At 74.7% G+C, this 19,170-nt stretch carries 20 protein-coding genes; 6 read left to right on the top strand and 14 right to left on the bottom strand.

All coding sequences use genetic code 11. The features are described from left to right. Nucleotides 1–73 precede the first annotated feature (73 nt). A complete protein-coding gene (locus ABTZ54_RS01320) occupies nucleotides 74–658 on the bottom strand; it encodes a helix-turn-helix domain-containing protein (RefSeq protein WP_351655400.1) in 585 nt (194 codons plus the stop codon). Between the two features lie 64 nt (nucleotides 659–722). Between ABTZ54_RS01320 and ABTZ54_RS01315 the strand changes: the two genes are divergently transcribed. The 3 genes from ABTZ54_RS01315 to ABTZ54_RS01305 all read left to right on the top strand — a co-directional run bounded on the left by ABTZ54_RS01315 (nucleotide 723) and on the right by ABTZ54_RS01305 (nucleotide 3,588). Then, a complete protein-coding gene (locus tag ABTZ54_RS01315) occupies nucleotides 723–1,682 on the top strand; it encodes an NAD(P)/FAD-dependent oxidoreductase (protein ID WP_351655397.1) in 960 nt (319 codons plus the stop codon). 41 nt (nucleotides 1,683–1,723) lie between these two features. Next, entirely contained in the window at nucleotides 1,724–2,662 is a 939-nt protein-coding gene (locus tag ABTZ54_RS01310) for an SDR family oxidoreductase (RefSeq protein ID WP_351655393.1), read from the top strand. Nucleotides 2,663–2,808: 146 nt separating this feature from the next. Beyond that, a complete protein-coding gene (locus ABTZ54_RS01305) occupies nucleotides 2,809–3,588 on the top strand; it encodes a VOC family protein (RefSeq protein WP_351655390.1) in 780 nt (259 codons plus the stop codon). A gap of 16 nt (nucleotides 3,589–3,604) precedes the next feature. On the opposite strand, the gene ABTZ54_RS01300 is transcribed toward ABTZ54_RS01305, so the two are convergent. From ABTZ54_RS01300 to ABTZ54_RS01270, 7 genes are all read right to left on the bottom strand, one after another. Continuing rightward, nucleotides 3,605–4,438, bottom strand: coding sequence for an enoyl-CoA hydratase/isomerase family protein (locus tag ABTZ54_RS01300; protein ID WP_351655387.1), 834 nt, complete (start codon nucleotides 4,436–4,438; stop codon nucleotides 3,605–3,607). 66 nt (nucleotides 4,439–4,504) lie between these two features. After that, nucleotides 4,505–5,266: a PIG-L deacetylase family protein gene (locus tag ABTZ54_RS01295; RefSeq protein WP_351655384.1), complete on the bottom strand. Its 762-nt coding sequence runs from the start codon at nucleotides 5,264–5,266 to the stop codon at nucleotides 4,505–4,507. Between the two features lie 51 nt (nucleotides 5,267–5,317). After that, nucleotides 5,318–6,211, bottom strand: a complete 894-nt coding sequence (locus ABTZ54_RS01290; RefSeq protein WP_351655381.1) for an SIS domain-containing protein — start codon at nucleotides 6,209–6,211, stop codon at nucleotides 5,318–5,320. A gap of 134 nt (nucleotides 6,212–6,345) precedes the next feature. After that, entirely contained in the window at nucleotides 6,346–7,461 is a 1,116-nt protein-coding gene (locus ABTZ54_RS01285; RefSeq protein WP_351655379.1) for a LacI family DNA-binding transcriptional regulator, read from the bottom strand. A gap of 78 nt (nucleotides 7,462–7,539) precedes the next feature. Continuing rightward, complete coding sequence (locus ABTZ54_RS01280) at nucleotides 7,540–8,841, bottom strand: alpha/beta fold hydrolase (protein ID WP_351655377.1); 1,302 nt, start codon at nucleotides 8,839–8,841, stop codon at nucleotides 7,540–7,542. Between the two features lie 71 nt (nucleotides 8,842–8,912). Continuing rightward, entirely contained in the window at nucleotides 8,913–9,743 is an 831-nt protein-coding gene (nadE, locus tag ABTZ54_RS01275) for an NAD(+) synthase (protein ID WP_351655374.1), read from the bottom strand. A 95-nt stretch (nucleotides 9,744–9,838) separates the two neighbouring features. After that, nucleotides 9,839–10,993, bottom strand: coding sequence for a sulfite oxidase (locus ABTZ54_RS01270; protein ID WP_351655371.1), 1,155 nt, complete (start codon nucleotides 10,991–10,993; stop codon nucleotides 9,839–9,841). Between the two features lie 63 nt (nucleotides 10,994–11,056). On the opposite strand from ABTZ54_RS01270, the gene ABTZ54_RS01265 reads away from it, so the two are divergent. Then, entirely contained in the window at nucleotides 11,057–12,127 is a 1,071-nt protein-coding gene (locus ABTZ54_RS01265; protein ID WP_351655368.1) for a DmpA family aminopeptidase, read from the top strand. On the opposite strand, the gene ABTZ54_RS01260 is transcribed toward ABTZ54_RS01265, so the two are convergent. From ABTZ54_RS01260 to ABTZ54_RS01240, 5 genes are read right to left on the bottom strand one after another with little or no spacing between them, the layout of a single operon-like run. Further along, nucleotides 12,114–13,700, bottom strand: coding sequence for a molybdopterin-dependent oxidoreductase (locus ABTZ54_RS01260; protein ID WP_351655364.1), 1,587 nt, complete (start codon nucleotides 13,698–13,700; stop codon nucleotides 12,114–12,116). The genes ABTZ54_RS01265 and ABTZ54_RS01260 overlap by 14 nt on opposite strands. Then, nucleotides 13,697–14,677: an ABC transporter permease subunit gene (locus tag ABTZ54_RS01255; RefSeq protein WP_351655361.1), complete on the bottom strand. Its 981-nt coding sequence runs from the start codon at nucleotides 14,675–14,677 to the stop codon at nucleotides 13,697–13,699. Before ABTZ54_RS01255 ends, ABTZ54_RS01260 begins: the two co-directional genes overlap by 4 nt. After that, complete coding sequence (locus ABTZ54_RS01250) at nucleotides 14,674–15,339, bottom strand: amino acid ABC transporter permease (protein WP_351655358.1); 666 nt, start codon at nucleotides 15,337–15,339, stop codon at nucleotides 14,674–14,676. Before ABTZ54_RS01250 ends, ABTZ54_RS01255 begins: the two co-directional genes overlap by 4 nt. 10 nt (nucleotides 15,340–15,349) lie before the next feature. Then, complete coding sequence (locus tag ABTZ54_RS01245) at nucleotides 15,350–16,189, bottom strand: glutamate ABC transporter substrate-binding protein (protein WP_502997166.1); 840 nt, start codon at nucleotides 16,187–16,189, stop codon at nucleotides 15,350–15,352. 35 nt (nucleotides 16,190–16,224) lie between these two features. Continuing rightward, complete coding sequence (locus ABTZ54_RS01240) at nucleotides 16,225–16,980, bottom strand: amino acid ABC transporter ATP-binding protein (protein ID WP_351656384.1); 756 nt, start codon at nucleotides 16,978–16,980, stop codon at nucleotides 16,225–16,227. A gap of 182 nt (nucleotides 16,981–17,162) precedes the next feature. Here ABTZ54_RS01240 and ABTZ54_RS01235 point away from each other — a divergent pair, with 182 nt between their 5' ends. Then, nucleotides 17,163–17,705 carry a hypothetical protein gene (locus ABTZ54_RS01235; protein WP_351655353.1) on the top strand — a complete coding sequence of 181 codons (543 nt, stop codon included), beginning with the start codon at nucleotides 17,163–17,165 and terminating at the stop codon, nucleotides 17,703–17,705. Between the two features lie 71 nt (nucleotides 17,706–17,776). Here ABTZ54_RS01235 and ABTZ54_RS01230 read toward each other — a convergent pair whose 3' ends face one another. Next, nucleotides 17,777–18,472: an alpha/beta hydrolase gene (locus ABTZ54_RS01230; RefSeq protein ID WP_351655349.1), complete on the bottom strand. Its 696-nt coding sequence runs from the start codon at nucleotides 18,470–18,472 to the stop codon at nucleotides 17,777–17,779. Nucleotides 18,473–18,686: 214 nt separating this feature from the next. Here ABTZ54_RS01230 and ABTZ54_RS01225 point away from each other — a divergent pair, with 214 nt between their 5' ends. Next, complete coding sequence (locus ABTZ54_RS01225) at nucleotides 18,687–19,145, top strand: Crp/Fnr family transcriptional regulator (protein ID WP_351655346.1); 459 nt, start codon at nucleotides 18,687–18,689, stop codon at nucleotides 19,143–19,145. The last annotated feature ends 25 nt before the right edge of the window (nucleotides 19,146–19,170 follow it).

Here is a 19,170-nt window from a genome sequence, read left to right as displayed (position 1 = left end):
CGGAGCTGTCGGCATACTAAGCGGTCGCTTGGACTGGCGGAACCAGGCGCTCGCGACTTCCCGGGGGCGCGCCTCACTTCTTGGGGCGCGCCCTCACATGCATCCGCTCCCCCTGCGGCCCGTACAGGCTCAGGAACTCCACCGGCCGGTCGCCCGCCGGGCCGAACCAGTGCGGCACCCGGGTGTCGAACTCGGCCGCCTCGCCGGAGCCGAGCACCACGTCGTGGTCGCCGAGCACGAGCCGCAGGCTGCCGGAGAGCACGTACAGCCACTCGTACCCCTCATGGACCCGCGGCTCGCCCGTCTCGGCGCCGGGCTCCTGGACGATCTTGTATGCCTGGAGGCCGCCGGGCTGGCGGGTGAGCGGGTACATGGTGCGCCCGTGCCGGACGATCGGCTTCGCCCGGACCCGGGGGTCGCCGACCGGCGGGGCGCCGACCAGCTCGTCGAGCGGCACCTGATGGGCGCGGGCGATCGGCAGCAGCAGCTCAAGGCTGGGCTTGCGCTGCCCGGACTCCAGCCGCGAGAGGGTGCTCACGGAGATGCCGGTGGCGGCGGAGAGCTCCGCCAGGGTGGCCCCGCGCTCCCGCCGGATGCGGCGCAGCCGGGGGCCGACCTCGGTCAGCACGGCGTCGATGCGGTCGTCGTCTTCGGTCATGCGTCCATTGCAGAAACGGCAACTTCATTTGTCAAGCGAGCACGGCCCGCGTGACCCTCGCGGCATGAACGGCATCGAGCAGAACCTTGACACGTACGACGTCGTGGTCGTCGGCGGCGGCGCGGCCGGCCTGAGCGCGGCCCTCGTCCTCGGCCGGGCCCGGCGCGGGACCCTGGTGGTCGACGCGGGCGAGCCCCGCAACGCGCCCGCCGCGCACATGCAGGGCTACCTCACCCGGGACGGGATGAGCCCGGCAGCGTTCCTGGAGGCGGGGCGGCGGGAGATCGCCGGGTACGGGGTGGCGTACACCGAGGGCCTGGTGACCGCCGCGGCCCCGGACGGGGACGACGGCTTCACGGTCACCCTGGCGGACGGGCGCCGCATCCGGGCCCGCCGGCTGATCGTCACGACCGGGCTCGCGGACGAGCTGCCGGAGCTGGACGGTCTGGCCCCGCGCTGGGGCCGGGACGTGCTCCACTGCCCGTACTGCCACGGCTGGGAGGTCCGCGACCGGGCCTTCGGGGTGCTCGCCCACCCGGAGCTGCCCGCGCAGCAGGCGCTGATGGTCTCGCGGTGGTCGGCCGACGTGACCCTCTTCCTGCACACGGCCGCCGCCCCCTCCGCGCAGGACGCCGCCCGGCTGGCGGCGGCCGGTGTGACGGTGGTGACCGGTGAGGTGGCGGGGCTCGTGGTCGAGGAGGACCGGCTGACGGGCGTACGGATGGCCGACGGGCGGACCGTGGCGCGCGAGGTGCTGTTCGTGGGCCCCCGGCCGGTGCCCCGCGACGGGCTGCTCACCGCGCTGGGCGCGGCCACCCGGGCGACGCCCTTCGGCGAGTTCGTCGCCGTGGACGAGACGGGGCGCACCGGCGTGCCGGGCGTGTGGGCGGCCGGGAACGCGATCGGCGCGCACGAGCAGGTGGTCAACGCGGCGAGCGGCGGCTACCGGGCGGCGACCGCCGTCAACGCGGACCTGCTCCTGACCGACCTGGACCGGAGGGCGGCGGCCGGGTCCGCACGCTGACGCGTCTTCAGTTCTCGGGCGCGGCGCGCTATCGATGCGCCATGGACGAGACGAGGGACACGCCGCACGACGGCTTCGCGGACACCCCGGGGCTGCCCGCCCCTCCCCCGCTCGGCGCGAGCGCGCTGCCGGCGGGCACGTTCGAGGGCCGGGTGGTGCTGGTGACCGGCGGGGGCTCCGGCCTGGGCAAGGCCATCGCCGCCGAGTTCGCCCGGCTCGGCGCCGACCTGGCGATCCTCGGGCGCACGGCGGGGCGGCTCGCGGCGGCCCGCGAGGAGCTGGCGGCGGTCGCCGGGACGCGGGTGGTGACGGGGGTGTGCGACATCCGGGACCCGGAGCGGATCGCCGGGGTCCTGGACGCCTGCGAGGCGGGGCTCGGCGCCCGGCCGGACGTCCTGGTGAACTGCGCGGCGGCCAACTTCCCCGTACCGGCGGAGGATCTGACGCCCAACGGCTGGCGGGCGGTGGTCGACATCACGCTCTCCGGGACCTGGTTCACGACCCGGGACTTCGCCCGGCGGCACCTGGCCGCGGGGACGCCCGGTTCGGTCGTCAACGTCGGCGCCTCCTACGCCTGGACCGGCGGGCCCGGGTACGCGCACTCGGCGGCGGCGAAGGCCGGGGTGAAGAACCTGACGGAGACCCTGGCGGTGGAGTGGGGGCCGTACGGCATCCAGGTCAACGGCCTGGTGCCGGGTCTGATGCCGCACGAGGAGATGGTGCCCGCCGTCCGGGCCACCCTGGACCGGGCCGGGCGTCCGGAGCTGCGCCAGCCCGCCCTGCGGGTGGGGCGTCCGCGCGAGCTGGGCTGGGCCGCGACCTTCCTGGCCTCGCCGTACGCCCGCTTCGTCAGCGGGCACACCCTGGTGGTCGACGGCGCCAACTGGCAGCGCCGCGCGCTGGTGAACGAGCCGGTGGTGCCGGTGCGGGCGCAGCTGGGGCGCGGCCGGTTCACCGGGGAGGGTCCCGGCGGGGGCTGAAGCGCGCTGGGCCGTGCGGATGAAACCGGGGTGGCCGGGCAGCGGAAGGGGCGACCGGGGGCGAGGATCGGCCATGGTGGCCGGAACCCTGCCACCCGCTCCGCCTCGGCACGGCCTCCCCACCCGGAAGGACGGGACTCATCCCCATGCTCGGTACGGACTTCACCACGGGCTCGCCCGACTGGCTCGACCTCGGCAGCCCCGACACGGACGCCGCCGCCGCGTTCTACGCCCATGTCTTCGGCTGGGCCTTCGTCTCGGCGGGGCCGGAGGCCGGCGGCTACGGCTTCTTCCAGCAGGACGGCAAGATCGTCGCCGCCCTCGGCCCGCTCACGGAGGAGGGCGCGAGCAGCGCCTGGACGATCTACTTCCAGACCCCGGACGCCGATGCCACCGCCAAGGCCGTCGAGCAGGGCGGCGGCAGGGTCCGGATGGCCCCCATGGACGTGATGGAGGCCGGCCGGATGGCCGCCCTCACCGATCCGGGCGGCGCCGATTTCGCCATCTGGCAGCCGGGCGCCGTGAAGGGCCTGGAGCGCACCTCCGAGGACCACAGCCTGCTCTGGGCCGAGCTGCACACCGCCGACCCGGAGGCGGCGCTCGCCTTCTACCGCTCCCTGTTCGGCTGGCGCTGGGCGGAGATGGAGGCGCCCGGCATGACGTACCGGGTGATCTCGACGGCCGAGGGGGACCAGCAGGACGCCTCCTTCGGCGGGGTGGCGCCGCTCCAGCCGGGGGCGGACCAGTCGCGCTGGATCCCGTACTTCGCCACGGCCGACGCCGACGTGGTCGCCGCCTCGGTCCAGGAGGCCGGCGGATCGGTCCTGATGCCGCCCGCGGACGTCCCGGACGTGGGCCGGATCGCCTGGCTCGCGGACCCGTTCGGCGCCCCCTTCGCCGTACTGAAGCCCGCTCCCACGATGTGACCCGGGGCCGCCCCCCTCAGCGGCCCTCGAAGCGGGGCGGCCTGCGGGCCGCCTTCGCCGCGTAGCCCTCGCGGGCGTCCTCCGAGGTGAGGGTGAGCGCGGCGGCGAACGCGGCGCGGTCCAGGGCGGCGGCGAGGCCCTGGTCGGCGAAGGCGTCGATGCCGCGCTTCACCGCCCGGACGGCGAGCGGGGCGGCCGCCGCGACCGCCTCGGCCGTCTCGTACGCCGCCGCCGCCAGGTCCTCGGGGGCGGTGACGCGCTGGACCAGACCGAGGCGCTCGGCGGTGGCGGCGTCGATCCGCCGGCCGGTGAGCGCCAGGTACTTCGCCCAGCCCGCGCCCGCGTCCCGGGCGATCCGCAGGTCCCCGCCCGCGTCCACGGCCACGCCGATGGAGGTCTCGGGGAGGGCGAAGAGGGCGTCGGCGGCGGCGACCCGGATGTCGGCCATCAGGGCGAGCTCGAAGCCGAAGCCGAGGCAGTAGCCCTGGACGGCGGCGACGACGGGCTGCGGCAGCCGGGCGAAGGCGGCGAAGCGCTCGTGGACCCAGCGGATCCCCTCCGCGTAGTTCTCGGTGCGCTCGGCCGCCGAGCGGCCGGTGATGGCCCCGCCGGGCGCGGTGACGTCGATCCCCGCGCAGAAGGCCCGCCCCTCGGCCCGCAGCAGCACCACCCGCACCCGCTCGTCGAAGCGGATCCGGTCCGTGACGAGCCCGAGCTGGCGACTGGCCTCCCAGCTCCAGCCGTTGAGCTTCTCCGGGCGGCACAGGGTGACCACCCCGATGCCGTCCTCGACCCGGAGGGTGAGCCGCTCCTCGCCCTCCGGGACCGTCTGGTCCAGTGTGTCGATCACCGCACCGCCCCCTGACTCCTGACTGACCGTCAGATACATGAGGGGGCGGAGCCTAGCGCCGGGCCCCTACCGGGGGAACACCTCGAACGCCACGGCCGGGCGACCCCCGAAGCGGTCCGAGGCGCGGCCGGTCGACTGGGCGACGAAGTCACGGCAGTACGCGTCCGGGTCCTGGTCCGTCAGTGCCTCGATGTACGTGCGGTGGGCGAGCAGCGAGCGGGCGGCCCGCTCCAGGCCGGGACCGGCGTCGACCGCGTGGGTCGGCAGGTTCGAACCGGCGACGGCGACCCAGCGCACCCCGTTCCAGGGTTCGAGCCCCCGCTCGGTGAGCTCGGGGAAGATCCAGCGGTTGCCCGCGTCGGCGGCGGCGTCCAGGGTGGCGCGGCCGACGGCCAGGTGGTCGGGGGTGTTCCAGGCGCCGCCGGGCTCCGGACCCCAGGTGTCCCGGTGGTTGAGGGTGAGGACGAGTTCGGGGCGGTGGCGGCGGATCGCGGCGGCGATGTCGCGGCGCAGCCCGAGCCCGTACTCGACCACACCGTCCCGGTGGTCCAGGAACTCCACCGTCCGCACGCCCACCACCGCCGCGCTGTCCCGCTGCTCCCGCTCGCGCAGCGGGCCGCACACGGCCGGTTCGAGGCCGTCGATGCCCGCCTCGCCCCGGGTGGCGAGGACGTAGACGACCTCCTTGCCCGCGTCGGTCCAGCCCGCGACGGCCGCGGCGCAGCCGTACTCCAGGTCGTCGGGGTGGGCGACGACGGCGAGGGCGCGCTGCCAGTCGGAGGGCATCTCTTCCAGTTGCGGCGGGGCCTGCCCGGCGGTGTCGATCATGGGCGCAGGATACGTCCGGCGCCCGGCGCGCGGGGCGGCCCCGCGCGCGGTTCAGCGGGCCCCGGCGAGGATCACCGAGCGGGTGAGGTGCCGGGGGCGGTCGGGGTTGAGGCCGCGGCGGTCCGCGACGGCGACGGCGAGGCGCTGGGCGCGCACCAGGGCGGCGACCGGGTCGACGGCGTCGGAGACGAACCGGGCGCCGGTGGCGGCGACTTCGTCGGCCAGGCCGGGCGGGACCGGGCCGAGGCACCAGACCAGGCTGCCCGGGTCGCTGATGCCGATCGGCCCGTGCCGGTACTCCATCGCCGGGTACGACTCGGTCCAGGCGCGGGCGGCGCCGCGCAGCTTGAGCGCCGCCTCGTCGGCCAGGCCGACGGTCCAGCCGGTGCCGAGGAAGGTGAACTGCCCGTGCCGTGCCCAGCTCGCGGGCAGCGGTTCGTACAGGGCGAGTTCGGCGTCGGCGACCGAGGGGCCGAGGTCGACGCCGAGACCGGCCCTGAGCAGTTGGAGCGCGGTGGTGGGGAAGCGGGTCTGCACCACGGAGCGTTCGTCGGCGAAGGGCAGGTCGAGGACGGCGTCGGCGAGCCGGGCGGCCGGGCTGCCGGGGACGCCGGTGAGGACGAGGGTCGGGGTGCGTCCGGCGGCCCGGGCGAGCAGCTCGGCGACCTCGGTGGTGGTGCCCGAGCGGGTCAGCGCGACGATCCGGTCGTAGCCCCGGCCGAGCGGGGTCGGGTCGGAGGCGGGGAAGGCGTCGGTCTCGCCCGCGCCGAGCGACTCGCGCAGGGCGGCGTAGGCGCGGGCGATGAAGTACGAGGTGCCGCAGCCGACGACGGCGACCCGCTCGCCGGTCCGGGGCAGCAGCTCGGCCCGCGCCGCGGCGATCTCGGCGGCGCGCCGCCAGCACTCCGGCTGGCTGGCGATCTCGCGGTCCACATGGGTGGTCATGGGCGTCCTTTCGGGACCGGGTCCCGGGGCGGACGCCGGGGCTCGAACGGTGTTCTACACCCGGAGACGCTAGCGAACAATGAGCAAATGGTGAGCGGAGTTTGCGCTTTCGTGAGCGAAAGCCGCTCCAACACTCACCCTCGCGCACTCCGGGGCGCCCCGCACGAGGCCCGCACGACCAGGCGTGGCCGCAGCCGCACCTGCTGGACCGGGGCCGCGTCGCCCTCGGCCAGCCGGCGCAGCAGGATCTGCGCGGCGAGCCTGCCGAGCTGGAACTTCGGCGGGGAGACGGCCGTCAGCGGGGTCTCCGCCAGGTCCGCGAACTCGTTGTCGTAGCTGATCAGGGCGAGGTCGTCGGGGACCCGGAGCCCGGCCCGGCGGGCGGCGGCGAGGACGAGGGCGGCCTCCCGGTCGCCGAAGCAGAGCGCGGCGGTGACCCCGGCGGCGCGCAGCGCGGCCACGGCCCGGTCGGCGCGGCCGGCGTTCCACTCCCCCATGGTCCCGCTCTCCCGGCACGGCTCGGGCAGCCCCAGGTCGGCCATGGCGCGGGCGAAGCCGTACTCGACGGGCGCCGTGGTCGGCGCGCCGGAGCGCACGACGAGCCCGAACCGCCGGTGCCCGAGCGCCCGCAGATGCCGTACGGCGTCGTAGGCGCCGCCCTCGTGGTCGGTGCGGACGTGCTCGGTCGGGTCGCCCGGGCCGTGGGCGGCGAGCCGTCGCTCGGCCAGGACGGCGGGCACGGGCAGGGCCATGAGCCGCTCGGCGCGGAGCGCGGGGTCGGCGGCGGTGTGCAGGGTGGGGACGAGCAGCAGCCCGTGGACGCCCGAGCCGAGCAGCCGGGCGACGGCGGCGTCCTCCTCGGCCTGGTCGTAGTGGGAGCAGGCGAGGACCAGCCGGGCACCGGCGGCGGCGAGCTCCTTCTCGATGCCCTGGAGGACGCGCGGGTAGTAGAAGGAGGTGTCGGGGACGAGGACGCCGACCACCCGGCGGTCGGCCCGGACCTCCTCGGCGCGGTGGGCGGCGAACGTGCCCGCGCCCTGGCGCCGCCGGACCAGACCGAGGGCGACGAGGTCCTCGTACGCCCGGCGGACGGTGGTCACGGAGAGGCCGGTCTCGGCGGCGAGGGCGCGCTCGGTGGGCAGCTTGCTGCCGGGCGGCCAGGTGCCGTCGAGCAGGCCCCGGCGCAACTGGGCCGTCAGGGCCCGGAACTTCAGCTCGCGCCCGGACGCCGGTATCCCGTCGTGTGCCACCGGACCCCCTGGTGCTCTCGGCTCGCCCCGGCCGGGCGCGCGGCGCATCCTATCCCCGCGCGCCGGGTGGGCCGGGGCTCAGAGCTCGCCGCGGACGAGGGCGAGCAGCCGGTCGAGGACGCGGGGGCCGCCGGCCCGTACACCGTCGTGCTCGAACTCGTCGGTGACCCAGGTGCGCAGCCCCCGGACGGCCCGCGCCGTGTCCAGGGAGTGGGCGGTGTCCACGTACATGTCGTCGTGGTAGACGGCGGCGGCGACCGGGACCTCGTTGGCGGCCAGCCGCGCGGGGTCGTAGAGCGGGGCCCAGTCGGTGCGGGCGGCGAGGAGTTCGGCGGTCTCGCGCAGCGGGCGCAGGGCCGGGTCGGTGGCGAAGTGCCAGGGGTGGATCGTCTCCCCGGTGAAGAGCAGCGGGGCGTCGCCCGCGAGGGTCCGCGCCGCGTCGAACTCGGGGAACCCGGCCCGTACGCGTTCGGCGGCCCAGGCGGTCGGGCCCTGCCCCTGCGCGTAGATGGCCTCGTGCAGCAGGGCGTAGAGCGGGTGGCCGGCGAAGGAGAGGTGGGCCTGGACGGCTTCGAGGAAGGCGTCGGACAGGGCGGGGCCCGCCGGGGTGGGGACGAAGGCGTCCTCCAGGAGCAGATGGAGCTGGTGGGTGCCGTCGCCGCCGCCGAGCAGGATGCCGAGGGACTGGAAGACCTCGGGGGTCAGCGCCCCGCCGCCCGGCAGCGTGACCTCGTGCGCGGCGAGATGGGCGGCGATCCGGCGGGCCCGCTCGACGTCGTCGGGGTAACGGGCGTAGTGGGCCTCGTTCTTGCGCCGCACGCGCGGGTAGGCGGCCCGGTAGACCTCGTCGGCGGTGGCCGTCAGGGAGGGCAGCCCGCCCGTGACGAGCACGGCCGCCAGGCCCTCGGGGGCGGTGCCGAGGTAGTGGGTGGCGCAGAAGCCGCCGAAGCTCTGGCCGAGGACGGTCCACGGGGCGCCGCCGGTCAGCTCCCGGCGGATCAGCTCGCAGTCCTTGACGATGGAGTCGGCGCGGAAGTGGGCGAGATAGTCGCCCTGTTGGCGCGGGGTGCCGCGCAGGGGCAGCGTCTGCCGGTTGGCGGGGGTGGAGGCACCGGTGCCCCGCTGGTCGAGGAGGAGCACCCGGAACTCCCGGACGGCCCGCCCGAGCCAGGCCTGCGGCCCGATGAAGCGGCGGGCCCCGAAGCCGGGCCCGCCCTCCAGGTAGAGCAGCCAGGGCAGGTCGGTCCTGGCGGCCGGGTCGCCCGCGACGACCTCACGTCCGTGGATCTCGATGCGTTCGCCGTCGGGGGCGCCGTGGTCGAGCGGGACGCTGAAGCGGTGGTCGGTGAGGACGAGTCCGGGCTGCCGGAAGGTGGACACCTGGCTGTTCCTGTTCGTGCTGAGCGGTGTGGTGCTGTCGTGCTGAGCGGTGCTTGTGCGTGCTTGTGGGGTCAGGGCGCGATCGGCAGCCGGCGCTTGTGGTCGGTCAGCTCGTAGCGGCGGACGATCGCGGCGAAGGCGGCCTCGCCGACCGGCTTGCCCTCCAGGAAGTCGTCGATCTCGTCGTACGTCACGCCCAGCGCGTCCTCGTCGGGCTTGCCCGGGTCGAGGGTCTCCAGGTCGGCGGTGGGGACCTTCCAGACCAGCTCGGCGGGGGCGCCGAGCTCGGCGGCCACGGCACGGACCCGGCGCTTGGTGAGGCCGGTGAGCGGGACGAGGTCGGCGGCGCCGTCGCCGTACTTGGTGAAGAAGCCGGAGACCGCCTCGGCGGCGTGGTCGGTGCCGACGACCAGACCGTTGTGGGCGCCCGCGACCGCGTACTGGGCGATCATCCGCTGCCGGGCCTTGATGTTGCCGTGCGTGAAGTCCTGGTGGTGCGCGTCGCGGAAGGTGATCCCGGCGGCCGTGGTGGCCTCCAGGGCGGCGTCGGCGGCCGGCTTGATGTCGACGGTGAGGACCTCGTCGGCGCGGATGAAGCCGAGGGCGAGCTGGGCGTCGCGCTCGTCGGCCTGGACGCCGTAGGGCAGCCGCATGGCGTAGAAGGTGGCCTGGTGGCCGGCGGCGCGGGCGCGCTCGACGGCGAGCTGGCAGAGCCGTCCGGCGGTGGTGGAGTCGACGCCGCCGCTGATGCCGAGGACCAGGCAGCCCAGGCCGGTGGAGGTGAGGCGCTCGGTGAGGAAGGCCACCCGGCGCTCGATCTCCGCGCGCGGGTCGAAGGTCTCGCCGACCTCAAGATCGCGGGCGATCCGCTGCTGCGGGGCGGTGGTCTCCGGGTCGGTCACGGAAGGCTCCTCGGTGGTGCGTGGTGTGCGGTGACGTCCGGGACCGACTCTATGCGGCCCGCGCGGCGCCTGTCGCCCGGCCCCGGCCGCCCGCCTCACGCGACGCAGAGCACCTCCACCCGGTGCACCAGGTTGTTCCCGAAGCCGCCCCGGTTCCACGGCGCCGTGAGCGGCTGCGTACGGCCTGCGGCGTCGGTGGCGCGGACGGTGAGGAGGTACGGGCCCGGGGCCGCCGTCCAGGTCGTGCGCCAGGCCGCCCAGGCCCAGGGGCGCCGGGGGTCGGCGGTCACCTCGGCGTCGGTCCAGGTGCGCTCCCCGTCGGCGCTGAGCTCCACGCGGGTCACGGGCGCGTGGCCGGACCAGGCGCGGCCCGCGAGCGGGACGGGTCCTGGCCGGACGACACGGGTGCGGGACATGAAGTCGGGGAAGCCGGGCGGGATCATCAGGGCGCGTGGCGCGATGACGTCCACGGGGGCGCCGGGGTCGTCGGGACCCTGCCGGTAGCGGTAGGCGACGGCCTGCTGGAAGCCGGTGAACGGGGCGGCGGTGACGGTGATGTCGCGCAGCCACTTCACCGAGGCCATGCCGTACCAGCCGGGCACGACGAGCCGCAGCGGATACCCGTGCTGGGGCGGCAGCGGGGCGCCGTTCATGGCGTACGCGACGAGCACGCCGCGCGCCGGGTCGGCGGCGAGCGGGAGCGGGAGGCTGCGTCGGTAGTCCTGTTCGACGCCGCGCTCGACCCCGTGGTCGGCGCCGGTGAAGACCGCTTCGGCAGAGGTGTCCGCGCCGTCGGCGGGGCCCGCCTCGGCGAGCAGGGCGGCCAGCGGGACGCCGGTCCAGTCGGCGGTGCCGACCGCCTCGACGAGCCAGGGCTGGCTGACCGGGCGGGGGCTGAGCCGGGCCCGGCCGTTGCCCGCGCACTCCAGGGTGACCCGGTGGGTGACGGAGGGCCGCTCGCGCAGCTCCGCGACGCCGAGGCGGAGCGGGCGGCGCACCCGGCCGCCGACGGTGAGCCGCCAGTCCCCGGCGTCGGCGGCGGGGATGTCGTAGTGGACCAGGACGTAGTGCAGGCCGGGCGGGGTGGTGTCGTAGCGCAGCGCTTCGAGGGGCAGGCCGTGGTTGCGGGCGGCGAGGGCGAGCTCGGCCGCGCCGATGCCCTCGTCGGGTCCCGCGACCCGGCCCGGGGCGCTGACCTCGCCCAGCCCGGGGGCGCGCCCCGGGCCGGCTGTGCCGGCGGTGCCGTTCATGTCTTCATGGTGCTCCGCCGGTCCGCCCCCGGCACCCCGGCGCCGGGCGGTACGGTGCGGGCCATGACGGAAGTACGCGCGAGAGTACGCGAGTTGGGCGTTCCGCTGACCGGTGAGCCGGGGCCCTGGAACGCGATCACCGATGTGCCGGGGGTCGAGGTCGGCCATGTGACCCTGATCGAGGGCGAGGACGTCCGCACGGGCGTGACGGCGGTCCTGCCACGGGGCCGGGCCGGGGTGGGGGTGCCGTGCGCGGCGGGCTGGTACGCGCTCAACGGCAACGGCGAGATGACCGGGACGACCTGGGTGGAGGAGACCGGTTCGCTCGCGGTGCCGGTGCTGCTGACCAACACGTACGCGGTCGGTCCCGTGCACCGGGGGGTGGTCGAGTGGGTGGGCCTGCACCGCGCGGACATGGCGCCCGAGTGGCTGCTGCCGGTGGTGACGGAGACCTGGGACGGGCATCTCAACGACATCCACGGCTCCGCCGTGCGCCCGGAGCACGCGGCCGCCGCGATGGACGCGGCGGCCTCGGGCCCGGTCGCGGAGGGCTGTGTGGGCGGCGGGACGGGGATGCGCTGCTACGGCTTCAAGGGCGGGGTCGGTACGGCTTCCCGGGTCGTCCCCTACGGGGAGGACCGGTACACCGTCGGGGTCCATGTGCAGGCCAATTTCGGCGCCCGCCACGAGCTGGTGGTGGCGGGGGTCCCGGTGGGCCGGGAGCTCCCGCCGGCCGAGGAGGCGGGGCGCGTGCCGCCGGGCGCGGGCTCCGTGGTGGTGGTCGTGGCGACGGACGCGCCGCTGCTGCCGGGCCAGTGCAAGGCGCTCGCCCGGCGGGTGCCGCTGGGGCTCGCCCGGACGGGCACCACGGGCAGCCACTTCTCGGGCGACCTGTTCCTGGTCTTCTCCACGGCGAACGAGTCGGCGCTGACCAGCACCTTTCCCGAGAAGGAGGACCCGGCCCCGTACGAGACGCTGCGGTTCGTGCCGTGGGGCCGGATCGACCCGTTCTGCACGGCGGTGGTGGAGGCGGTCGAGGAGGCCGTCCTGAACGCGCTCACGGCCGCCCGGTCGACGACGGGCCGCGCCGGGCACCACGTACCGGCGCTCCCCCTTGAGCTCATCCGACGGTGACGGTCACGGAGTGCAGTCCGGTGGCACCGTCGGGCATGGTCCCGGCCTGCTGATCGGTCTGCACGGCTCCGGTGCCGTCGGTCGCCCGGGCGGTGAGGGTGTGCCGTCCGGGCTCGGCGGGCCAGCGGTACACCCACTCGCGCCAGGTGTCGCGGCTGTCCTGGGCGCCCAGCTCGGCGTCCTGCCAGGGGCCGTCGTCGACCCGTACCTGGACGCGTGAGATGCCCCGGTGCTGGGCCCAGGCGACCCCGGCGACGGCGACCGTGCCCGCCTTCGGGCTGCTGAAGGCCTTCGGGGTGTCGATCCGGGACTGGGTCTTCACGGGGGCCTGCGCCGACCAGCCGCGCGGCACCCAGTAGGCGTCGTAGGCGGCGAAGGTGGTCAGTTCCAGCGAGGTGATCCACTTGCAGGCGGAGACATAGCCGTACAGGCCGGGGACGAGCATCCGCACGGGGAAGCCGTGGACGAAGGGCAGCGGCTGTCCGTTCATCCCGAAGGCGAGCAGGGCGTCGCGGCCGTCCATGACGGTCTCCACGGGGCTGCCGATGGTCATGCCGTCCACGGAGCGCGCGACGAGCTGGTCGGCGGGCCCGCCGGCCGAGGGCGGGCGCACCCCGGCCTCCCGCAGCAGGTCGGCGAGGTGGACGCCCAGCCAGCGGGCGTTGCCGATGTAGGGGCCGCCGACCTCGTTGGAGACGCAGTTGAGGGTGATGTCCCGCTCGACGACCTCGCGCCGGAACAGGTCGGCCAGGGTGACGGTGAGCTCGCGGGCCACGCCCTGGCCGTGGATGCGCAGGCTCCACGTACCGGCGTCGATCCGGGGTACGACGAGGGCGGTGTCGACTCGGTAGAAGTCGTGGTTCGGGGTGACGAAGGAGCTGATGCCGTCGACCCTGAGCTGGGCGCCGGGCGGCACGGCGGGGGCGGGCGAGGCGGGGCGCGGCAGCCGGAGGGCGTCCCGGGAGGCGGTGGCGTTCTCGGAGCGGGTGGCACCGGCCGTCCGGGCGAGCAGGGTGGCCCCGGCCGCGCCGACGAGGGTGCCCGCCCCGGCGACCAGGAAGCGGCGCCGGGCCTGCGCGGGGGCGGTCGTGGGCGTGCCGAGCAGCCGCCGGACGAGCAGGTACAGGAGCCCCGCCGCGACCGCCGCCCCGGCCAGCGAGGGCAGGGCGTCGGTCCAGGACTCCGAGTCGGGGCGGGTCACGGCGGCCAGGGCGCCGACCAGGCCGAGCACGCCCACCCCGGCGAGGGCGGCGGCGCGGTGGGTCAGGGCGAGCGCCCCGAGGACGGCGGCGAGCAGGACGAGCACGATGAGCACGCCCATCTGGAGGACGTCCTTGTCGCTCTCGCCGAAGGTGCGGATGGCCCATTCCTTGACGCCCGCCGGGGTGTGGTCGACGACGAAGCCGCCGACGGCCGCGACGGGCGCCGCCTCGGGGCGGACGGTGACCGTGACGAGCGCGGCGACGGCGAGCCCGCCCCATCCGGCGAGGATCCCGCCGAGGGCGGCGAGCAGGCGGTCGGTGCGGTCCGGCGCGCGGGTCGGCCGCGACGGCGGCGCGGGCGTGAAGGTCATGCACTGGGTTTCGGCAGACCACCGTCCGGGGCTGAGCGTCCGTGGGCCGCGGACCGTGGCGGGCCGCCCCCGGAGGAGCGCCGGCCGCGGCGCAGGCGGCGCTCCAGCCAGGAGGCGAAGGTGGTGAGGGCGAGGTTGAGGACGACGAAGACGACGGCGACCACGGTGAAGGAGGCGATGGTGTTGGCCCCGTAGTTGGCGCTCATCGGGCGGACGGAGGCGAGGAGTTCGGAGAAGCCGAGCATGGCGCCGCCGAGCGCCGTGTCCTTGACGATGACGACGAGCTGGCTGACCAGCGCGGGCAGCATCACCGTGACCGACTGCGGCAGCAGCATGTACGCCATCGTCTGGCCCTTGCGCATCCCGATCGCCTTGGCCGCGTCGGTCTGGCCGGCGGGCAGCGCGAGGATCCCGGCGCGGACGACCTCGGCGAGGACGGAGGCGTTGTAAAGGACGAGCCCGGTGACGACCGCGTACAGGGGGCGGCTCTCCGGGCTGACACCGGTGAACCGGGCGTAGGCGGCGTCGGCGAAGAGCATCAGGATCAGTACGGGGATGGCGCGGAAGAACTCGACCACGGGGCCGGCCGTGCCGCGCAGCCGGCGGTGGTCGGAGAGCCGGGCGATGCCGAGGAGGGCGCCGAGCGGCAGGGCGAGGCCCATGGCGAGGGCGGCGGCGGTCACGGTGTTGCGCAGGGCCGGCAGCAGGTAGGTGTGCCAGACCCGGGGGTCGGTGAAGAAGGGGGCCCACTTGGCCCAGGCGAGCTGGTTCTTGTCGGCGAGGCTCGCCACCACCCACCAGAGGACGCCGCCGACGGCGAGGACGAAGAGCAGGGTGTAGAGGAGGTTGCGGCGCCGGGCCCGGGGGCCGGGGACGTCGTAGAGGACGGTCCCGGTCTCCCGGGGCTCGCGTACCTCCGGCGGCTCCCGCGGTTCCGTCGGCTTCGTCGGCTTCGTCGGCTCCGGCAGCTCCTTCATCGTTTCACCGCGACCTTCCTGGCGATCCAGCCGAGGAGCAGTCCGGTGGGCAGGGTGAGGCAGAGGAAGCCGACGGCGAAGACGGCGGAGATGAGAAGGAGCTGGGCCTCGTTCTCGATCATCTCGCGCATCAGCAGGGCGGCTTCGGCGACGCCGATGGCGGCGGCGACGGTGGTGTTCTTGGTGAGGGCGATCAGGACGTTGGCGAGGGGGCCGACGACCGAGCGGAAGGCCTGCGGCAGCACGATGAGACGCAGGGTCTGCGAGAAGTTCAGCCCGATGGCGCGGGCGGCCTCGACCTGGCCGAGGGGGACGGTGTTGATGCCGGAGCGCAGCGCCTCGCAGACGAAGGCGGAGGTGTAGGCGGTGAGGCCGAGGACGGCGAGCCGGAAGTTGATGGTGGTGAAGTCCGAGGCGCCCAGGCTGACGCCGAGGGTCTGGAAGAGGCCGAGCGAGGTGAAGACGATGATGACGGTGAGGGGGATGTTGCGGACGATGTTGACGTAGACGGTGCCGAAGCCCCGCATCAGGGGGACGGGGCTGACCCGCATGGCGGCCAGCAGCGTCCCCCAGACCAGGGAGCCGATCGCGGAGAAGACGGTCAGCCGGACCGTCGTCCAGAAGGCTCCCAGCAGGTCGTAGCCCCGCAGGAAGTCGAACACGACGGCCCGCTCACTGGACCACCACGCCGATCTTCGGTGCGGGCTCGGCCTTGTACCCGGCCGGGCCGAAGTTCTTCTGCACGGCCGCGGCCCAGGACCCGTCGGCCACCATCTTCTCCAGCGCGGTGTTGATCTTCGCCTTGAGCTCGCTGCCCTTCTGGACGCCGATGCCGTAGTTCTCGTTGCTCAGCTTGAAGCCGCCCAGCTTGAACTGGCCCTTGAACTCGGGCTGCGCGGCGTATCCGGCGAGGATCGAGTCGTCGGTGGTGATCGCGTCGATGACGCCGTTCTCCAGGCCGGTGAGGCACTCGGAGTAGCCGCCGTACTCCTGGAGCTGGGCGTCCGGGGCGATCTTCGTCTTGACGTTCTGGGCGGAGGTGGAGCCGGTCACGGAGCAGAGCTTCTTGTGGTTCAGGTCCGAGGGCTTGGTGATGGAGTGGTCGTCGGCGCGGATCAGCACGTCCTGGTGGGCGAGCAGATAGGGGCCCGCGAAGTCGACCTTCTCGGCCCGCTTGGGGGTGATCGAGTACGAGGCCGCGATGAAGTCCACGTCGCCGCGCTGGAGCAGGCTCTCGCGGTCGGCGCTCTTGGCCTCCTTCCAGACGATGTCCTTCGGGTCGTGGCCGAGCTGCTTCGCGATGTACGTGGCGACGTCCACGTCGAAGCCGGTGTAGGTGCCGTCCGGGGTCTTCAGGCCGATGCCGGGCTGGTCGAACTTGATGCCGACGGTGATCTTCCCGTCGTCGCGGTGCGCGGCCGCCCCGCCGGAGGCGAAGGCGGTGCCGGTGAAGGAGAGGGCGACGGCCGCCGCGGCGGCGACGGTGAGCCTGCGGGCCCTGAGCGGATTCATGGTCATCACCCCACGGTGTGCCGATGGTGTGCGGATCAGTGATGGAGGATCTTCGACAGGAAGTCCCTGGCGCGCTCGGTGCGCGGATGGCCGAAGAACTCCTCCGGTGTGGCCTGTTCGACGATCCGGCCGTCGGCCATGAACACCACGCGGTGGGCCGCCGACCGGGCGAACCCCATCTCGTGGGTGACGACCACCATCGTCATGCCGTCCAGGGCCAACTGCCGCATGACCTCAAGGACCTCGTTGATCATCTCCGGGTCGAGCGCCGAGGTCGGCTCGTCGAAGAGCATCACCTTCGGGTCCATGGCGAGCGCCCGGGCGATGGCGACCCGCTGCTGCTGGCCGCCGGAGAGCTGCGCCGGGTACTTGTCCGCCTGTTCGGCGACCCCGACCCGCTCCAGGAGCGCCCGGGCGCGTTCCTCGGCGCTCCTGCGGTCCTTCTTGCGGACCTTGATCTGGCCGAGGGTGACGTTGTCGAGCACCGTCTTGTGCGCGAAGAGGTTGAAGGACTGGAAGACCATGCCGACGTCGGCGCGGAGCGCGGCCAGTTCGCGGCCCTCGGCGGGCAGCGGCCTGCCGTCGACGACGATCTCGCCCGAGTCGACGGTCTCCAGGCGGTTGATCGCGCGGCAGAGCGTGGACTTGCCGGAGCCGGAGGGTCCGATGACGACCACGACCTCGCCGCGGTGGACGGTGAGGTCGATGGACCGGAGCACATGGAGCGTCCCGAAGTGCTTGTCCACGTCGTGGAGTACGACGAGTGCGTCACCGCCGTCCGGGACGGGCATGGCACCCTCCTGCTCGCCGCCCCCGCCGGGCCGCTCCCTCCTCACGTTCATGCTCCGCCCTCCGCCGGACGGGCGCACGCCGGAGCGGCGTCCCGTCATGCGGGACGCGCGGTGAAAGGCCTTGCCCGGGGCCGCCCGGATTGCTTGGATCTTCACCGTTCCCCACGGAGAGGCACCCCACGGTGACGTACCCGAGACCGGCCGACATCCCGCCCGTACTGTCTGCACCCCCCGTACCCCCCGCACCCCCCGTACCGGAGCATCTGCGCGCCGAGGGCGCCGTGCTCACGGACTCGCTGATCCCGCTGGTGAACCGCTTCCGGGCCCGGCAGGCCGAGGACGGGACGGTGGCCCGGCCCGACGCCGCCGACCGCGCCCTGCTGCTGCGGATCCGGGAGGAGGGCGCCGCCTGGTGCCGGCGGCACGCGCTGGACGGTCAGGCGGAGGCCCTGGAGGCCGACGTCGACGGCTGGCTGGCGGCGGGGCTCGGCACCCGGCCCGTCTTCGGGCGCTCGATGGACGCGGTCGGGCGGCCCGCCCCGGGCGAGACCGTGTTCCTGCTGGCCCCGGCCGAGGACGCGGGCGACCGGCTCGACTGCCTGTTCGCCCTGCGCGCGCCGGGCGCGTTCCCGGCTCTCGTCCCGGTCTGCGGCAGCGAGGGCTTCGCGCGCGGCGCGCGGCCCGAGCTCTTCACCGAGCCCGCCCGGCAGGGGGCCGCCATGTGACGGACGCCGGTCCGGCGGGGGCCGGCCCGTGACCGACACCCGCCGGGCAGGAGCGCGTACGGCCGCGCCGGTCAGCCGGCGGTCTCGCGGGCCGCGGACTCGATGAGGTCGGAGACCTCGCCGGGATGGGTGGCCAGCGAGGCGTGGCTCGCGTCGAGCTCGATGGTCTTGACGGGGTTCATCCGCGCGGCCATGCGGCGCTCGTTGTCCGGGTGGATCATCCGGTCCTGGGCCGAGACCTGGTACCAGCAGGGCTTGACGCGCCAGGCGGGCGCCGTGACGTTGTCGCCGAAGGTGGAGGCGAGCGGCGCCTTCTGCGTGACGCTCATGACGAGGGCCTCGTCGGCGCTCAGGTCCTGGCAGAAGCTCTCCTGGAACTTGTCCTGCTTGATCCAGAGGTAGCCGTCGGAGTCGGGCACGATGTTGTCGAACGCGGCCGGCGGGTGCTCCTGGCTGATCTGCCCGGGGCTCTCGCCCGCGTCGGGGGCGAAGGCGGCGATGTAGACGAGGGCAGAGACGTTCGGCAGGTCCCCCATCTCGGAGAGGACGGCGCCGCCGTAGGAGTGGCCGACGAGCACGACCGGTCCCGCCACCTGGCGGACCATCTTGCGGGTGCGCTCGGCGTCGTCGGCGAGCGAGGTCAGGGGGTTCTCGACGGCGTGCAGGTCGCCGAAGCCGCGCCGGTGCAGCTCGGTGATGACGTGCGACCAGTGGGCGGCTCCGCCCCAGAATCCGTGGACCAGGACGATCGAGGGCTTGTCTGCCATGCGAGGCACCGTTCTACGTGGGGGTCCCCCCGGGAGTCCCACGCTAGGCGGACGGTGACCGCGCCGCCACCGACCGTTCCCGGCCCGCTCCGGCGCGCGCCGCGTGCCGTACGGCGTCCGTGTGACCGGCCGCGTGCGGCGACTGCGTACCGTGCGCGGGCGACGGACACTGGAGGCGGGACGCACCGCTGTCGCCGGTCCGAGGAGGCCCGCCATGAGCACTGCCGCACCCAAGGTCAGCACGCTGCCGCCCGAGCACCGGGAACGGCTGATGGCCTTCGCCGAGGACGTCTACTTCGAGTCCGGCCACCGGCTCTTCGAGGAGCAGCAGCACGCCGACCGGTTCTGGATCGTCAAGACGGGCGCGGTCACCCTCGACGCCAAGGTCCCCGGGCGCGGTTCGCCCGTGATCGACTCGCTGGGCCACGGCGAGCTGGTCGGCCTCTCCTGGCTGTTCCCGCCCTATCTGTGCCAGTCGGGCGCGGAGGCGATGACCCCGGTGCGGGCCCATGAGTTCGACGCCACGGCCGTGCGGTCGATGTGCCGCACGGACGCGGAGTTCGGCGTCTCGGTGGTGTACTGGGTCGGCCAGATCCTCGCCCACCGCCTCCATGTGACGCGGGTCCGACTGCTCGACCTGTACGCGCCGCACGGCAGCGGCATCCTCGCGTGACGGGACCGCCCGCCGGACGTGCGGT

Source organism: Streptomyces sp. NPDC094032, from assembly GCF_040303965.1.
Taxonomy (GTDB): domain Bacteria; phylum Actinomycetota; class Actinomycetes; order Streptomycetales; family Streptomycetaceae; genus Streptomyces.
Note: the sequence above shows the minus strand (reverse complement) of the source record. Positions and strands in the feature narration are given on the sequence as shown.

What these genes read in the sequence shown, in the direction of transcription:
- ABTZ54_RS01320 (WP_351655400.1), bottom strand. Translation starts at nt 658, where the DNA reads ATGACCGAAGACGACGACCGCATCGACGCCGTGCTGACCGAGGTCGGC.
- ABTZ54_RS01315 (WP_351655397.1), top strand. Translation starts at nt 723, where the DNA reads ATGAACGGCATCGAGCAGAACCTTGACACGTACGACGTCGTGGTCGTC.
- ABTZ54_RS01310 (WP_351655393.1), top strand. Translation starts at nt 1,724, where the DNA reads ATGGACGAGACGAGGGACACGCCGCACGACGGCTTCGCGGACACCCCG.
- ABTZ54_RS01305 (WP_351655390.1), top strand. Translation starts at nt 2,809, where the DNA reads ATGCTCGGTACGGACTTCACCACGGGCTCGCCCGACTGGCTCGACCTC.
- ABTZ54_RS01295 (WP_351655384.1), bottom strand. Translation starts at nt 5,266, where the DNA reads ATGATCGACACCGCCGGGCAGGCCCCGCCGCAACTGGAAGAGATGCCC.
- ABTZ54_RS01290 (WP_351655381.1), bottom strand. Translation starts at nt 6,211, where the DNA reads ATGACCACCCATGTGGACCGCGAGATCGCCAGCCAGCCGGAGTGCTGG.
- ABTZ54_RS01270 (WP_351655371.1), bottom strand. Translation starts at nt 10,993, where the DNA reads ATGAACGGCACCGCCGGCACAGCCGGCCCGGGGCGCGCCCCCGGGCTG.
- ABTZ54_RS01265 (WP_351655368.1), top strand. Translation starts at nt 11,057, where the DNA reads ATGACGGAAGTACGCGCGAGAGTACGCGAGTTGGGCGTTCCGCTGACC.
- ABTZ54_RS01260 (WP_351655364.1), bottom strand. Translation starts at nt 13,700, where the DNA reads ATGACCTTCACGCCCGCGCCGCCGTCGCGGCCGACCCGCGCGCCGGAC.
- ABTZ54_RS01255 (WP_351655361.1), bottom strand. Translation starts at nt 14,677, where the DNA reads ATGAAGGAGCTGCCGGAGCCGACGAAGCCGACGAAGCCGACGGAACCG.
- ABTZ54_RS01245 (WP_502997166.1), bottom strand. Translation starts at nt 16,189, where the DNA reads ATGAATCCGCTCAGGGCCCGCAGGCTCACCGTCGCCGCCGCGGCGGCC.
- ABTZ54_RS01240 (WP_351656384.1), bottom strand. Translation starts at nt 16,980, where the DNA reads ATGCCCGTCCCGGACGGCGGTGACGCACTCGTCGTACTCCACGACGTG.
- ABTZ54_RS01230 (WP_351655349.1), bottom strand. Translation starts at nt 18,472, where the DNA reads ATGGCAGACAAGCCCTCGATCGTCCTGGTCCACGGATTCTGGGGCGGA.
- ABTZ54_RS01225 (WP_351655346.1), top strand. Translation starts at nt 18,687, where the DNA reads ATGAGCACTGCCGCACCCAAGGTCAGCACGCTGCCGCCCGAGCACCGG.